16 protein-coding genes are annotated in these 15550 nt (G+C 72.7%); all 16 read left to right on the top strand.

What is annotated here, in order from left to right; all coding sequences use genetic code 11:
- Nucleotides 1–14 precede the first annotated feature (14 nt).
- The 16 genes from GCU60_RS02875 to GCU60_RS02800 all read left to right on the top strand — a co-directional run bounded on the left by GCU60_RS02875 (nt 15) and on the right by GCU60_RS02800 (nt 15538).
- Entirely contained in the window at nt 15–797 is a 783-nt protein-coding gene (locus GCU60_RS02875) for an ABC transporter ATP-binding protein (protein ID WP_163202092.1), read from the top strand.
- Complete coding sequence (locus GCU60_RS02870; protein ID WP_163202091.1) at nt 784–1494, top strand: ABC transporter ATP-binding protein; 711 nt, start codon at nt 784–786, stop codon at nt 1492–1494. Before GCU60_RS02875 ends, GCU60_RS02870 begins: the two co-directional genes overlap by 14 nt.
- A gap of 1 nt (nt 1495) precedes the next feature.
- Complete coding sequence (locus GCU60_RS02865) at nt 1496–2377, top strand: branched-chain amino acid ABC transporter permease (RefSeq protein ID WP_163202090.1); 882 nt, start codon at nt 1496–1498, stop codon at nt 2375–2377.
- Nucleotides 2377–3489, top strand: a complete 1113-nt coding sequence (locus tag GCU60_RS02860; RefSeq protein WP_163202089.1) for a branched-chain amino acid ABC transporter permease — start codon at nt 2377–2379, stop codon at nt 3487–3489. Before GCU60_RS02865 ends, GCU60_RS02860 begins: the two co-directional genes overlap by 1 nt.
- Nucleotides 3486–4739 (top strand): ABC transporter substrate-binding protein, encoded by a 1254-nt coding sequence (locus tag GCU60_RS02855; protein ID WP_163202088.1) that lies wholly within the window; start codon nt 3486–3488, stop codon nt 4737–4739. The genes GCU60_RS02860 and GCU60_RS02855 overlap by 4 nt, the downstream gene beginning before the upstream one ends.
- Before the next feature lie 150 nt (nt 4740–4889).
- Complete coding sequence (locus GCU60_RS02850; protein WP_345770350.1) at nt 4890–5567, top strand: GntR family transcriptional regulator; 678 nt, start codon at nt 4890–4892, stop codon at nt 5565–5567.
- Nucleotides 5568–5679: 112 nt separating this feature from the next.
- Nucleotides 5680–6330 carry a GntR family transcriptional regulator gene (locus tag GCU60_RS02845; protein ID WP_163202087.1) on the top strand — a complete coding sequence of 217 codons (651 nt, stop codon included), beginning with the start codon at nt 5680–5682 and terminating at the stop codon, nt 6328–6330.
- The gene (locus tag GCU60_RS02840; RefSeq protein WP_163202086.1) at nt 6327–7031 is read left to right on the top strand and encodes a 4-carboxy-4-hydroxy-2-oxoadipate aldolase/oxaloacetate decarboxylase; all 705 of its coding nucleotides are present in this window, start codon (nt 6327–6329) and stop codon (nt 7029–7031) included. Before GCU60_RS02845 ends, GCU60_RS02840 begins: the two co-directional genes overlap by 4 nt.
- Nucleotides 7028–8107: a 4-oxalomesaconate tautomerase gene (locus GCU60_RS02835; RefSeq protein WP_163202085.1), complete on the top strand. Its 1080-nt coding sequence runs from the start codon at nt 7028–7030 to the stop codon at nt 8105–8107. The genes GCU60_RS02840 and GCU60_RS02835 overlap by 4 nt, the downstream gene beginning before the upstream one ends.
- A gap of 39 nt (nt 8108–8146) precedes the next feature.
- Entirely contained in the window at nt 8147–9103 is a 957-nt protein-coding gene (locus GCU60_RS02830) for a VOC family protein (RefSeq protein WP_163202084.1), read from the top strand.
- A complete protein-coding gene (locus GCU60_RS02825) occupies nt 9100–9942 on the top strand; it encodes a DUF1932 domain-containing protein (RefSeq protein WP_345770349.1) in 843 nt (280 codons plus the stop codon). Before GCU60_RS02830 ends, GCU60_RS02825 begins: the two co-directional genes overlap by 4 nt.
- Nucleotides 9939–10970 carry an amidohydrolase family protein gene (locus tag GCU60_RS02820; RefSeq protein ID WP_163202083.1) on the top strand — a complete coding sequence of 344 codons (1032 nt, stop codon included), beginning with the start codon at nt 9939–9941 and terminating at the stop codon, nt 10968–10970. The genes GCU60_RS02825 and GCU60_RS02820 overlap by 4 nt, the downstream gene beginning before the upstream one ends.
- 40 nt (nt 10971–11010) lie before the next feature.
- Nucleotides 11011–11598 (top strand): 5-formyltetrahydrofolate cyclo-ligase, encoded by a 588-nt coding sequence (locus GCU60_RS02815; protein WP_163202082.1) that lies wholly within the window; start codon nt 11011–11013, stop codon nt 11596–11598.
- 93 nt (nt 11599–11691) lie between these two features.
- Entirely contained in the window at nt 11692–13155 is a 1464-nt protein-coding gene (locus GCU60_RS02810) for an aldehyde dehydrogenase family protein (protein ID WP_163202081.1), read from the top strand.
- 200 nt (nt 13156–13355) lie between these two features.
- Nucleotides 13356–14234 (top strand): dihydropteroate synthase, encoded by an 879-nt coding sequence (gene folP / locus GCU60_RS02805; RefSeq protein WP_239520287.1) that lies wholly within the window; start codon nt 13356–13358, stop codon nt 14232–14234.
- Nucleotides 14235–14389: 155 nt separating this feature from the next.
- Nucleotides 14390–15538, top strand: coding sequence for a zinc-dependent alcohol dehydrogenase (locus GCU60_RS02800; protein WP_163202080.1), 1149 nt, complete (start codon nt 14390–14392; stop codon nt 15536–15538).
- The last annotated feature ends 12 nt before the right edge of the window (nt 15539–15550 follow it).

The following is a 15550-nucleotide window of genomic DNA, read 5'->3' as shown; positions in this document are numbered from 1 at the left end:
AGGAGAAGTGCTCGATGGCGGCTGAGCTGGTGCTGCAGGACGTGAGCCTGCAGTTTGGCGGCATCAAGGTGCTGCAGGAGGTGAGCTTCACCGTCGAGCCGGGCCAGATCTTCGGCCTGGTCGGGCCCAACGGCGCAGGCAAGACCTCGTTGTTCAACTGCATCAGCGGGCACTACAAGCCCACCTCGGGCAGCGTGCGGATCGACGGCGCGGAGGTCCAGGGTGCCCGTCCCGCGACGCTGGCCGGGCACGGCCTGGCGCGGACGTTCCAGCACCCGGCGCTGCAGCTGCACGAGACGGTGCTGGAGAACGTGCTGCTCGGCGCGCACACCCGGCTCCCCGGTGGAGCGCTGGAGTGGTCGCTGCGCACCCCCCGCACCCGGCGTGCGGAGAAGGAGCTGCGCGCCGAGGCGCTCGAGCTCCTCGAGCGCAACGGCCTCGGCTGGGCCGCGCACCTGCCCGCCGACGAGCTGTCCCACGGCCTGCACAAGGGCATCGAGCTCTGCCGCGCGCTGCTCATGAAGCCGCAGCTGCTGCTGCTCGACGAGCCCGCCGCCGGCCTGCCGCACACCGAGGTGGAGACGCTGATCGCCACCGTCCGGCGGCTGCGCTCCGAGGACGACATCACCGTCGTCATCGTCGAGCACCACATGGGTCTGATCGCCGCCCTCACCGACCGGGTCGTCGTGCTCGACCACGGCGCGAAGCTCATGGAGGGCACGGCCGCCGAAGCGCAGTCCGACCCCCGGGTCATCGAGGCCTACATCGGGAAGGACGCCGACGATGACGCTGCTTGAGCTGGAGGACGTCACCGCGTCCTACGGCCCCGTCCAGGTGCTGGAGGGGGTGTCGCTGAGCGTTCCGGAGGGCGGCGCGTTCGGCATCCTCGGGGCCAACGGCGCCGGGAAGACGACGACCCTGCGCGCGATCAGCGCCACCGTCCGCACCGGCGGCCGCATCGTCTTCGACGGCAAGGACATCCGCGGCCTGCGGCCCGACCAGGTCGCCGCCCTCGGGATCGCGCACGTGCCCGAGGGGCGCGGCACGTTCGGTGACCTCACCGTCCGGGACAACCTGCGGGTCGGCGCGTACCTGCGCAAGGACCGCAAGGGCGTCGACCAGGACATCGACTACTGCCTCGACCTGTTCCCGAACCTGCAGGAGCGCATCACGTCGAACGCCTCGGCGCTGTCCGGCGGTGAGCAGCAGATGCTCGCCGTGGGGCGGGCGATCATGTCCAAGCCGCGGCTGATGCTCCTCGACGAGGCCTCGCTCGGTCTCGCGCCGAGCACCGCGAAGAACGTGTACGACGCCATCCGGCGCCTGCGCACCGAATCGGGCATCGCGATGCTCGTGGTCGAGCAGAACGCCAACCTCGCCCTGAACCTCGTCGACGGCGCCACGGTCCTGGAGACCGGACGGAGCGTGCTCACCGGCACGTCCGCCGAGCTCAAGGGCATGGACGAGATCCGTCGCGCCTACCTGGGAGGGTGACATGGGGACCTTCATCCAACTCGTCGTCGACGGCCTGTCCACCGGCTCCGTCTACGCGGCGATCGCCCTCGCGATCGTGCTCGTCCACCAGGCGACCGGCCTGATCAACTTCGCCCAGGGCGGCATGGCCGTGCTCGCGGCGTACTTCGCCTGGTGGCTGACGAACCAGGGCCTCCCGCTGATCGTCGCCATCCTGCTGTCGATCGTCTTCTCCTTCGCCCTCGGCGCGGTCGTCGAGCGGTGGCTGATGCGGCGGTTCGAGCGGGGTGACCCCGACACCGCCGTCGTGGCCACGATCGGCCTGCTCACCCTGATCACGGGTATCGCCGGGTGGCTCTGGACGTACAACAACCAGCAGTTCCCGTCGCTCTTCCCGCTCGACACGGTGTCGTTCCTGGGTGTCTCGGTGAGCATCCGCTCGATCGGCACCACGGCCGTCATCGTCGTGGCGATGATCCTGCTGCAGGCCCTCTTCGTCGGCACCAAGCTGGGCCTGGCGCTGCGGGCGGTCGCGATCAACCCGCAGTCGGCGGCGTTCTCCGGGCTCCCCGTCGGACGCCTGCTCATGGTCGGGTGGGGCCTGGCGGCGGTGCTGGGCGCCGTGGCCGGCGCGCTCGTGGCGCCGCAGCTCACGCTGACGCCGGGGATGCTCGACAACGCCCTCGTGTACGCGCTGGCCGCGGTCATCCTCGGCGGTCTCACCAGCCCGGTCGGCGTCGTCGTCGCGGCCTGGATCATCGGCGTCCTGGAGAACCTGGCGGCGGTCTACGTCCCGTTCATCGGCTACGACCTCAAGGTCGCGGTGCCGTTCATCCTCCTCTTCGTCGTGCTCATCGTCCGACCTCAGGGCCTGTTCGGCCGGAAAACCGTGGTGCGTGTGTGATGGCCTCCGCCTCGTCCCTCTCCACCTCGTCCCCGTCCACCCCGTCCCCGGCCGGCCAGTCCTTCCGGCAGCGCCCGTGGGTGCGCATGGCGTTCCCGCTGGTGGTCGCCGTCGTGCTCGCCGTCCTGCCCCTGGTGCTGCCGGAGTTCGCCAACGAGACGGTCGCCCGCATCGGCGTCTTCGCCGTCGCCGTGCTGGGGCTCAACGTCGTGATGGGCTACACCGGCCAGGTCTCGCTCGGGCAGATCTTCTTCCTCGGCGTCGGCGCGTACGTCACGGCGTACGGCGTCCAGAACGACTGGAACATCGTTCTGGTCTTCGTGCTGGCCTGCCTGATCCCCGCGGTGGCCGGGCTGATCGTGGCGCTCGCCGCGGCGCGTCTGGGCGGGCTGGCGATCGCGATGGTCACCGTCGCGCTGCCGATCGTCGGCGTGCCGCTCGCCAAGCGGCTGAGCGAGTTCACCGGCGGCTCCCAGGGGCTGTCGGCGAGGTTCGCCGAGACGCCGGAGTGGACCGGGCTCTACGACGACCAGTGGCAGCTGTACCTCGTGCTGGTCATCGGCGGCGTGGTCTTCCTGCTGACCCGCTACCTCGTGCGCGGCAAGTACGGCCGGGCCTTCGCGATCGTCAAGGGCAACGAGAACGTCGCCTCCTCGATGGGCATCTCGCCGTACCGGTACAAGGTGCTGGCGTTCACGATCGCCTCGCTGATCGGCGGCGTGAGCGGCTTCCTCTACATGCTCGTCATCCAGTACACCTCGCCGGAGACCATGAGCTTCGGGCACTCCATCGAGCTGCTCGCCGCGATGGTCATCGGCGGCGCCGGCAGCATCGTGGGCTCGATCCTCGGTGGGGCCTGGTACGTGCTGGTCCCGCAGCTGACGAACGCGGTCGACGCCAGCCTCACGGCGCTGCTGCAGGGAGCGGTCCTGCTGATCGTCCTCTTCGTCCTCCCCGGCGGCCTCGCGTCGCTGCCCCGCGTACTGGCCCGCGGCCGCCGGCGCTCCGGCGCCGACCGCGGTCCGGGCGCCCCACCAACCACTCCGTCGTCCACCGCAGGGTCGGGCACCGCGGCGGAGGGATCTGAGAGAGAGAGGCAAGGTCTCGCATGAACACGCACTTTCGATCGCGTACTGCCCGCGGTGTCGCTGTCGTCTCGGCGCTCGCGCTGACCCTCACGGCCTGTGGTCGTGAAGGCGACGGCGGCGGCGAGGGCGGCGCCTCGGCCAGCCCCGGCATCACCGACGAGTCGGTCACGCTCGGCATCACCACCCCGCTGAGCGGCGCCACCGCCGGTCCGGGCACCTGCACGGTCGCCGGCGTCAAGGCGTACTTCGGTGCGAAGAACGCCGAGGGCGGCGTCGAGTTCGGCGACGGGAAGACCCGCACGGTCGACATCCGGGCGCTGGACGACACCTACGACCCGCAGCAGGCCAAGGCCAACTACGACCAGCTCAAGAACGAGGTCTTCGCGATGACCGCGGGCCTGGGCACGCCGACGAACCGCGCCTGGCGTGACGCGGCCATCGCCGACGAGGTGCCGCAGGTGCTGGTCATGACCGGCGACCCGCTGTTCAGCGACACCGACGAGAGCCCCTGGCAGCTCGGCTTCGTGCCGATCTACCAGAACGAGGGCGAGGCCTTCGGCGAGCTGCTCGCCTCCTCGACCGAGGAGCACAAGGTCGCGATCCTGTCGCAGAACGACGACTACGGCGAGGGCTACGTCGAGGGCTTCAAGTCGGCCATCGAGGGTGCGGACAACATCGAGGTCGTCGAGGAGCTCACCTACGAGGCGACCGACACCTCCGTCGACGCGCAGCTCACCGAGCTCGCCAACAGCGGTGCCGACGTCTTCTTCAACGCGATGTCGGTGACCCCGCTGATGATCTCTGCGCTGCAGAAGGCGCAGCAGCTCAACTGGAAGCCCAGCTGGTTCCTGCCGTCCAACACCTCCAGCCCCGGCGCGATCCTGGAGCCCGGCGGCGCCGCTGCCTACCCCGGCATCTACTCGGTCTCCTTCGCGAAGGCGCCGGCCAGCCCGGCCTTCGCCCAGGACGAGGACGTTCAGGCCTACCTGGCGGCCCTCAAGGAGCACGGCGACTACCAGGACCCGCCGGCGTTCCCGCACTGCCAGTGGAGCTGGATGGTCGGCGCGACCCTCGAGCAGGCGTTCGCGGAGATGACCGAGCCGACCCGTGAGAACTTCATGGAGGCGCTGCGCGGCATCGAGGGCTTCCAGGCGCCGCTCATGCTGGAGGGCACGTCCGTGACCACCAGCGAGGACGGTCAGCCCGCGGTCTCGACGCTGAACGTGCAGAAGTTCAACGGCAAGGGCTACGACACGGTCGAGTCCTTCGGGTGATCCCGGCGTGATGCGGAGGGGCGGTTCGTCGTGGACGGGCCGCCCCTCCGTCGTCCGGGGCGGCTCGTCGCGCCCCCCTGGGGGGGACGGCGACGTATCGGAACGGGCCATCCCTTGAGATCTCCCGTCCGCGGTCCCTACGGTGAGCCGGTGGCCCACTCGACCGGCGAGGGCGCGCACCTGCTCCGCGGTGTGCGCGCCAAGCGCATCGCCGAGCAGGGGCTCCGAGCCGAGATCGTGCGCGGCGCCGTCGCCCCGGGCCAGTGGCTCGTCGAGCCGGAGCTGGGGGAGCGCTACGGGGTGACGCGCAACAGCGCCCGGCTGGCCCTGGACGTGCTCATCGCCGAGGGGCTGGTCGAGCGGATCCCCCACCGCGGGGCGCGGGTGCGGGTCGTCTCCACGGCCGAGGCGGTGGCCGTCCTGGAGTGCCGGCAGGTCCTCGACGGCCTCCTGGCGCACAAGGCGGCGCAGAACGCGACGGGTGGCCGGGCCGACGACCTGCGGGACAACCTCCTGCGGATGCAGCGAGCCGTGGCCGACCAGGAGCTGCTCGAGTGCTCGACGCTGGTCCGGGAGCACCACCGGCTGCTGCGGGAGCTGGCGGACCACCCCATGGCCTCGTCGCTGGTGGCGCAGCTGGAGGGACGGATCGTGCGGCACGAGTTCCAGCTGCTGCTCCGTCCCGGGCAGGCCGGGCGATCGGTCGCCGGGCTGGCGCGGGTGGTCGACGCCGTCGGAGAGCGACGGGCCGAGGCCGCCGAGGCTGCCGCCAGGGCCCACGTGCAGGAGCTCGTCGACGCGCTGCTCCCGGAGCCCGTCCGGGCCTAGTCGCTCCTCCCAGGGGTGCTGTCGGAGGGCCGTCCGGTCCCGGCGGACCGGCGTTCGGACGATTGCGTACAGAATCGTTGGCAATCCCGCTCCGGTGGATTAACGTGCGGCCATGGCGTCCGCGGCTCAGGAAATGGCGGAGCGCGCCCTTCGGGTCGCGATCTCCCGCGGTGACATGCCGCCGGGGTACCGGCTGGTCGAGGCCGAGCTGGTCAGCCGGACCGGGGTGAGCCGCAGCGCCGCGCGCATGGCGATCGACGCGCTGGCCGCCGAGGGGCTCGTGGAGCGGATCCCGAACAAGGGCGCCCGCGTCCGGATGGTCTCCACCGAGGAGGCCATCGCCATCACCGAGTGCCGGGTGCCGCTCGAGGGCCTGCTCGCCCGCAAGGCGGCGGAGCTGATCACCGACGCCGAGGCCGATCGGTTGCGCGCCCACCTGGGCACCATGACCGCGACGGTGGACTCCGGCGACGTCCAGAAGTACTCGGAGCTCATCCAGCAGCTGTACGGCATGGTCGCCGAGGCCGCCCGCCACCCGATCGCGGCGGACCTGGTCGGCCGGCTGCAGGCCCAGCTGGTGCGCCACCAGTTCCGGCTCTCGCTGCGGCCCGGCCGCCCCCGCGTGAGCCTCAGCGGGCTCACCGCGCTGGTGGACGCGATCACCGCCCGCGACCCCGAGCGCGCCGAGGCAGCGGCGACCACCCACCTCCGCGGCGTCATCACCGCGTTGTCCGAGCCCAGCCCGTCCGGAGGAACAGCATGAGGAACGTCGTCGTCACCGATCCGCCGCGCGCCGACGCCGGGGATGCCCAGCAGCTCGGCGAGTTCGGCGTGGCCACCGTGCACGAGGCGCTCGGCCGGGTCGGCTACCTGGGCCCCGAGTTCCGCCCGGCCTGGTCCGGCGCGCGGATCGGCGGCACCGCCGTCACCGTCCTCTGCTGGCCCGGGGACAACCTGATGATCCACGTGGCGGTCGAGCAGTGCCGCCCCGGCGACGTGCTCGTCGTCGCCACCAACTCGCCGTCCACCGACGGGCTGTTCGGCGAGCTGTTCGCCACGGCGCTCGCCCAGCGCGGTGTCCGGGGCGTGGTGCTGGCCAGCGGGGTCCGCGACGTCGCCGAGCTGCGCGAGATGGGCTTCCCGGCCTGGTCCCGGGCGGTCAGCGCGCAGGGCTCGGTGAAGGCCACGGCCGGCGCGGTCAACGTGCCGGTCGTCATCGGCGGGCAGACCGTCCACCCGGGCGACGTCGTGGTGGCCGACGACGACGGCGTGATGGTGGTGCCCCGCGCCGACGTGCCCCGGGCGCTCACCTCGTCGCAGGCCCGGCTGGACAAGGAGGCCGCCAGCCGCGCCGCCTTCCAGCAGGGGGAGCTCGGGCTGGACCGCTACGGCCTGCGCGACCGGCTGGCGGACTTCGGCATCGAGTACGTCCCGTACGAGAAGTACGCGGAGGACCAGAGGTGAGCTACGACGACTCAGGTGTCCGCTGCACGATGCTGCGCGCCGGCACCTCCCGCGGCCTCTACTTCGAGGCCGAGCACCTGCCGGCCGACCCGGCGCAGCGCGACGACCTGCTGCTCCGGCTCATGGGCACCCCCGACCCGCGGCAGATCGACGGCCTGGGCGGCGGGACGACGCTCACCAGCAAGGTCGCGGTGGTCTCGAGGTCGGCGGACCCGGACGTGGACGTCGACTACCTGTTCCTGCAGCTCGGCGTGGACGAGGCGACCGTCAGCGACCGGCAGAACTGCGGCAACATCCTCGCCGGCGTGGGGCCCTTCGCCGTCGAGCGCGGCCTGGTCCCGGCCGCGGACGACGAGACGACCGTGCGCATCCGGATGGTGAACTCCGGCAGCATCGCCGTGGCCACCTTCCCGACGCCGGGCGGCCGGGTGGAGTACCGCGGCGAGGTCGCGATCGCCGGCGTGCCCGGCACGGCCGCGCCGGTGGTGCTCGCCTTCACCGACACCGAGGGCTCCTCGACCGGCGCGCTGCTGCCCACCGGGCACGTCCGCGACACCGTCGAGGGCATCGAGGTCACCTGCGTCGACAACGGGATGCCGGTCGTCCTGGCCCTCGCCGAGGCGTTCGGCCTGACCGGCTACGAGTCGCACGAGGAGCTCGCCGCCGACACAGGCCTGCTCGAGCGCGTGGACACCTTCCGGCGCAAGGCCGCACAGCTGATGGGCATGGGGGACGTCGCCACCGCATCGGTGCCCAAGACGGTCCTGCTGGCCCCGCCGCGCGACGGCGGACAGGTGTGCACCCGCTCGTTCATCCCCGTCCAGCCGCACTCCTCGATCGGCGTGCTCGGGGCGGTCAGCGTGGTCACCGGCATGCGGCTGCCCGGCGCCGTCGGCCACGAGCTGACCCGGTCGTGGCCGACCGACACCTCGCAGGTGGACGTGGAGCACCCGACGGGGCACCTGCTCGTCGACGTCGTGGTCGACGCCTCCGGGACCCCGCCGCGGGCCGAGCGGTCCGCGGTCGTGCGCACCGCCCGCAAGCTCTTCGACGGGACGGCCTTCCCGCGCGCCTGACCCTCGATCTCTCGCACGCCCCGACTCCCAGGAGCTCCCATGCCACCCCTGCACGACATCGCGCACCTCGCCCACATCGAGCTGCTGACCCACAAGCCGGAGGAGAGCCTGGACTTCTTCGTGCGGTACCTGGGGATGACCGAGAACGGCTCCTCCGGCGACTCGGTGTTCCTGCGCGCCTGGGACGACTACGAGAACACCACCATCAAGCTGACCGCCGCCCCGCAGCCGGGCGTGGGCCGGACGAACTTCCGGGCCAGCACGCCGGAGGCGCTGCAGCGCCGCGTCGAGGCCATCGAGCGGACCGGTCTCGGCAAGGGCTGGCAGGACGGCGACCCGGGCTACGGGCCGGTCTACGTCTTCACCGACCCGGACGGCCACGAGATGGGCGTCTACTACGAGACCGAGTGGTACCGGCCCGAGGGGGACCTGAAGCCGGCGCTCAAGAACCAGGCGCAGGCCTATCCCGGCCGCGGTGTCAGCGTCCGGCGGATCGACCACATCAACTACCTCGGGGTGAACCCGCAGGAGAACCGCGACTTCTTCGTCGACACCCTCGGCGCCATGACCACCGAGCAGATCGTGCTGGACAGCGGTGAGATCGCCGGCACCTGGACCACCTTCACCAACCAGGGCTACAACGCGGTCTGGACGAAGGACCGGACCGGCACGTCGGGCCGGCTGCACCACATCTCCTTCGCCGTCGACAGCCGCGACGACATCATCCGGGCCGCCGACCTGGCGCTGGAGCACGGCGTGCACATCGAGACCGGGCCCCACAAGCACACCATCCAGCAGAGCTTCTTCCTCTACGTCTGGGAGCCGGCCGGCAACCGGATCGAGCTGGACAACCCCGCCGCCCGGCTGGTGCTCGCGCCGGACTGGCAGCCGGTCGACTGGTCGGAGGCCGAGCGGGCGAAGGGGCAGGCGTGGGGTCTGCAGACCATCTCCACGTTCCACACCCACGGCACGCCGCCGGTCGAGGTCCGGGAGTGACTGCGGCCGTCGCGGTGCTCGGCCTGGGTGAGGCCGGTTCGGAGATCGCCCGGGACCTGGTCGCCGCGGGCGCCGACGTGCGCGGCTACGACCCGCTGGGCCTGACCGTGGACGGCGTCGCGCCGTGCGGCTCGGAGGCCGACGCGGTCGCCGGCGCCGACATCGTGCTCAGCGTCAACAGCTCGCACGACGCCATGACCGCGCTGGAGAACGCGCTCGCCGGGCTGCGCCCGGGCACGCTCTGGGCCGACCTCAACACCGCCAGCCCGGGGGTCAAGGTGGCGCTCGCGGAGCGGGCCGCGCCGCACGACGTCCCCGTGGTCGACGTCGCCCTGATGTCCCCGGTGCCGGGCAAGGGTCTGCGCACGCCGATGCTCGTGTCCGGGGACGGCGCCGACCGGTTCCTCGAGGTGTTCTCCGGCCTCGGCGCCGACGTCACCCTGCAGCCCGGCCCGGCCGGGACGGCGATCTCGCGCAAGCTGCTGCGCAGCGTCTTCTACAAGGGACTGGCCGCCGCCGTGGTGGAGGCGCTGCGCGGCGCGGAGGCGGCGGGCTGCGCGGACTGGCTGCGCGGCAACATCGCCGCGGAGCTGGCGGGCTTCGACGAGCGCACCGTGGACCGGCTCGTGGACGGCACCCACACGCACGCCCGCCGGCGGGCCGACGAGATGACCGCGGCGACCGAGCAGCTGGAGGAGCTGGGCGTGCCGGCGCGGGTCGCCCCCGCCGCGCGCGACCTCCTGATCGAGCTCCGCGACGCCGCGGCCACCCAGCGGACGACGGCCACCCAGCAGACGACGGCCGCCGCGACGGGCCCCGGGAGGACGGAGCAGCCATGATCATCGACTGCCACGGGCACTACACGACCGCGCCCGCCGCGCACACCGCCTGGCGGGAGGAGCAGGTCGCGGCGTGGCAGGCCGGCACGGCCCCGCCCGCGTACCCGTCGATCAGCGACGACGAGATCCGCGAGACGATCGAGAGCAGCCAGCTGCGGCTGATGGACGAGCGCGGCATCGACGTCACGCTCTTCTCGCCCCGTGCCTCGGCGATGGCCCACCACGTCGGTGACGCCGCGGTGAGCCTGGAGTGGGCCCGCCGGTGCAACGACCTGATCCACCGGGTCACCACGCTGTTCCCCGAGCGGTTCGTCGGCGTGGCCCAGCTGCCCCAGTCGCCCGGCGCGGACATCACCGGCTCGATCGGCGAGCTCCGCCGCTGCGTCGAGGAGCTGGGGATGGTGGGGTGCAACCTCAACCCCGACCCCAGCGGTGGCCACTGGACGTCGCCGGCGCTGACCGACCGGAGCTGGTACCCCTTCTACGAGGCGATGGTCGCCCTCGACGTGCCGGCGATGGTGCACGTCTCGGCGTCGGCCACCCCGGTCTTCCACGCCACGGGCGCGTACTACATCAACGCCGACACCACCGCCTTCATGCAGCTGATCCAGGGCGACCTGTTCACCGACCTGCCCGGGCTGCGCCTGGTCATCCCGCACGGCGGGGGAGCGGTGCCCTACCACTGGGGGCGCTACCGCGGCCTGGCCGACATGCTCGGCCGACCGCCGGTGGAGGCAGGCGTCATGGGCAACGTCTTCTTCGACACCTGCGTCTACCACCAGCCGGGGTTGGACCTCCTGCTCGACGTGATCGACACCGGGAACGTCCTCTTCGGCTCGGAGATGGTCGGCGCGGTGCGCGGCATCGACCCGCGCACCGGCCACTACTTCGACGACACCCGCCGCTACGTGGAGACCGCGTTCGCGAACGGGGCGCTGGACGAGGCCGGCCGCGCGGCGGTCTTCGAGGGCAACGTCCGCCGGGTGTACCCGCGGCTGGACGCGGCGCTGAGCCGCGCGGGGCGCTGAGCCCGGCGTGCCCGCCGACCCGAGGGCGGCAGGGGAGCCGGTGAGCGACGACCCGGCCGCCGCCAAGGCCGCCCTGCGCGCCGGCTACCTGGCGCGCCGGGTGGCCCGGCCGGTGCCCGAGCGCGAGGCGGCCGCCGACGCGATCGCCGAGCTCCTGGTCGGCCGGCTGGCCGGGACCGCCACCCTGGCGGCGTTCGTGCCCGATCCGACCGAGCCCGGGCACGGCCGGATCCCCGCGGTCTTCGCCGAGCTCGGCGCCCGGGTGCTGCTGCCGGTCATCCCGGCGACGGGCCGGCAGCTGGACTGGGCGGTCGACACCGGGCGGCACCTGCCCGGGCGCTTCGGCCTGATGGAGCCCGACGGGCCCCGCCTCGACGCCACCGCCATCGGTGCCGCCGACGTCGTCGTCGTCCCGGCGCTGGTGGTGGACCGCGCCGGGATCCGGCTCGGCCGCGGGGGCGGCTACTACGACCGCGCGCTGGTGCACGCCCGCCCCGACGCCCTGCTGGTCACGCTGGCGTTCGACGACGAGGTGGTCGACGAGCTGCCCGCCGAGGAGCACGATCGGCCCGTGGACGCCGTCGTCACGCCGTCGGGCTGGCTGGACCTCCCCGGACGGACCCGGTGAGCGCACGCTCCCGGGCCGTCGCCGCGTCCTCCCGGGACGCCCCCACACGTGGCCTGCGGACGCAGGTCCCGATCCCTATCCGAGGAGAGAACAATGGTGTCTCTGGATCAGTTGCCGGAGATCAGGACCGAGCTGTTCATCGCCGGCGAGGTGCGCAGCACCGATGACCACCTGCAGGTGATCGACCCGTCCGACGGCCGGTCGGTCGTGGGCTACGCCGGCGCCGCCAGCGCCAAGCAGGCCGAGGAGGCCGTGGCCGCGGCGCACCGCGCCTTCCCGGCCTGGGCCGCCCGCACGCCGCAGGAGCGCGCGGAGATGATCACCGCCGCGCTGGCCCCGCTCGAGGCCGACCGGAACGCGACGGCGGAGATCCTGACCCGCGAGAACGGCAAGATCCGCATGGAGTCGTTCATCGACTCGATCGTGTTCGCGCACCGCTGCCAGCTCGCCGGAGGGCTGGCCGAGCGGGTGGCGGACAAGGTCACCCTGCCGGCGCCGCCGTGGCGGACGGAGGTGTCGTACCTGCCGCTGGGCGTCGTGACGATCATCGTGCCGTTCAACTGGCCGATGGCGATCCTCGGCGCGTCCCTGCCCTACGCCCTGGTGGCCGGCAACACCGTGGTGGTCAAGCCGCCGCCGACCACCCCGCTGGCCACCACCCGCACGGTGCAGAAGATGGCCGAGCTGCTGCCCCCCGGCGTGCTGAACGTGGTAACCGGCCACGACGCCGAGATCGGCTCGGCGCTGATCCAGGACGACCGGGTGAAGAAGGTCTGCTTCACCGGCAGCCCGGGCGGCGGCAAGCGGATCATGGCCATGGCGTCGGAGTCGCTGACCCGGGTGGCGCTGGAGCTGGGCGGCAACGACCCGGCCATCGTGCTGCCCGACGCCGACCTCGGCCCGGAGGCGCTGCAGAAGATGTTCGGCGGCACCTTCGACTCCACCGGCCAGATCTGCATGGCGACCAAGCGGCTCTACGTGCACCGCTCCCGGTACGACGAGGTCGTGGAGGGGCTCTCGGGCCTGCTGTCGGCCACCAAGCTGGGCCACGGCCTGGACGAGGGCGTCACGATGGGCCCGCTGCACCAGACCCGGCAGAAGGAGTACGTGCTGGAGCTGCTCGCGCAGGCGCGCGAGTCCGGCGCGGAGGTGCGCGAGTTCGGCGAGGCGGTGGACGGTGCCGACATCTCGGTCGGCAACTTCCTCAAGCCGAGCCTGGTGCTCGACCCGTCCGACGACGCCCGCGTCGTCGGGGAGGAGCAGTTCGGGCCGACCCTGCCGATCCTGCCGTTCGACGACGTCGAGGACGCGGTGGCCCGCGCCAACGACACCTGGTCGGGCCTGTGCTCGTCGGTGTGGACCGAGGACCTGGACCGGGCGGCGCAGATCGGCGCGCAGCTGCGCACCGGGTACACGTTCGTCAACTGCCACGGGGCGGCGTTCCTCGACGAGCGCGCGCCCTTCGGCGGGTTCAACCACAGCGGCTTCGGCCGCGAGATGGGCATCGAGGGTCTCCGGGAGTTCATGGACACCCACTCGGTCGGCTTCCCGGCCTGACCGGTCGGCTCGTGGGGGTCCGCACCGCGGTGCGGACCCCCACGGGCACGTCCGGGGGGAGTCATCCGTCGCATCCCGGGCGCGACGGGGACGAGCCCCCGGGCACGTCATCCGCGGGATCCACCGCACGCACCGGTCGACCTACCGTCGCAGTCCGGCCCGGCTGTGCGGAGCCGGCCCGGCGGAGGAGGAGCGGACGGATGCTGATGAGGGCCGCCGCCCGACCGTCCGCCGCCCGGACGCCGGCGATCGTCCGCCCGCCGCACGGCCGGTGCGTCGTGGTGGGCATCCTCAACGTCACCCCCGACTCGTTCTCCGACGGCGGGCTCTGGTCGACCACCGGGGTGGCCGTCGAGCACGGCCTGGCCCTCGCGGCGGCGGGTGCCGACTACGTCGACGTCGGTGGCGAGTCGACCCGGCCGGGCGCCGGGCGGGTGGACGCGGACGAGGAGCTCCGGCGGGTGCGGCCGGTCGTCGCCGAGCTGGCCGCGGCCGGGGTAGCGGTCAGCGTGGACACCATGCGCGCACGGGTCGCCGAGGCCGCGGTCGAGGCCGGGGCGGTGCTGGTCAACGACGTCAGCGGCGGGCTCGCGGACCCGGCGATGGCCGAGGTCGTCGCGGCCACGGGCGTGCCGTGGGTGCTCACGCACTGGCGGGGCCCCAGCCGGCAGATGTACGCCGGCGCGGAGTACCGCGACGTCGTGGACCAGGTGCGCGAGGAGCTGCTGGCGCGGGTCGACGTCGCCCTGGCGGCCGGGGTGGACTCCCAGCGGCTGGTGCTCGACCCGGGGCTGGGGTTCGCCAAGCTGCCGGCGCACGACCTGGCCCTGCTGGCCTCCCTGGACCGGCTGACCGGTCTCGGGTTCCCACTGCTGGTCGGCGCCTCCCGCAAGCGCTTCCTCGGTGCGGTCCTGGCCGACGCCGACGGCGGGCCCCGGCCGGCCGACCGCCGCGACGCCGCCACGGTGGCGACGACGGTGCTGGCCGCACGGGCCGGTGCCTGGGGTGTGCGGGTGCACGACGCCGCGGCGAGCGCGGATGCGGTGCGCCTGCTGGCCGCCCTCCCGCCGCTGGGCTGACCCCGGCCGCCTCCGGCGGGGCCGCACGGGGTGGGCGGAGAGGGGTTAGCCGGGCCGCCGGAGGGACAGACACGGGGGAGCGACGCCTCCAGCAGCGGGGGCGGCACCGGCAGCTCCGTGGTGGTTCCCGGAGCGCCACCCCTCCAGGAGTCTGCATGCGAGCGATGACGTACCGCGGCCCGTACAAGATCCGGGTCGAGGAGAAGGACATCCCCCCGATCGAGCACCCGAACGACGCGATCGTGCGGGTCACCCTGGCCGCGATCTGCGGCTCCGACCTGCACCTCTACCACGGCCTGATGCCGGACACCCGGGTCGGGCACACGTTCGGCCACGAGTTCATCGGCGTCGTGGAGCAGGTCGGCCCCTCGGTGCAGAACCTGCAGGTCGGCGACCGGGTGATGGTGCCGTTCAACATCTTCTGCGGCAGCTGCTGGTTCTGCACCCGCGGCCTGTACTCCAACTGCCACAACGTCAACCCGAACGCGACGGCGGTCGGTGGCATCTACGGCTACTCGCACACCACCGGCGGCTACGACGGCGGCCAGGCCGAGTACGTGCGGGTGCCCTTCGCCGACGTCGGCCCGGTGAAGATCCCCGACTGGATGCACGACGAGGACGCCGTGCTGCTGACCGACGCGGCGGCGACCGGCTACTTCGGTGCCCAGCTCGGCGAGATCGTCGAGGGCGACACGGTGGTCGTCCTGGGCGCCGGCCCGGTCGGGCTGATCGCCGCGCAGTCCTCGTGGCTGATGGGGGCCGGCCGGGTGATCGTCGTCGACCACCTGCCGGAGCGCCTGGAGAAGGCCCGGACGATGGCGCACGCCGAGGTGTGGAACTACGACGAGATCGACGACGTCGTCGTCGAGATGAAGCGGCAGACCGACTTCCTGGGGGCCGACGTCGTCATCGACGCGGTGGGGGCGGAGGCCGACGGCAACCTCCTCATGCAGGTGACCGGGACCAAGCTCAAGCTGCAGGGCGGCTCGCCGGTCGCGCTCAACTGGGCGATCGACGGCGTGCGCAAGGGCGGCACCGTCTCGGTGGTCGGCGCCTACGGGCCGATCCCGAACCTGGTGAAGTTCGGCGACGCGCTGAACAAGGGGCTGACGCTGCGGATGAACCAGACCCCGGTCAAGCGGCAGTGGCCGCGGATGTTCGAGCACGTGCGCAACGGCCACCTGACGCCGCGGGAGATGGTGACCCACCGCTTCCCGCTGGAGGACATCGCCGAGGCCTACCACGTGTTCTCGGCCAAGCTCGACGGCTGCATCAAGCCGCTCATCGTGCCCAGCGCGTCCTGAGGAGAGGAGCCA

The organism is Blastococcus saxobsidens, assembly GCF_010682065.1.
Lineage (GTDB): Bacteria > Actinomycetota > Actinomycetes > Mycobacteriales > Geodermatophilaceae > Blastococcus > Blastococcus saxobsidens_B.
The sequence above is the reverse complement of the archived record's forward strand: the minus strand, read 5'-3'. Positions and strand labels throughout refer to the sequence as shown.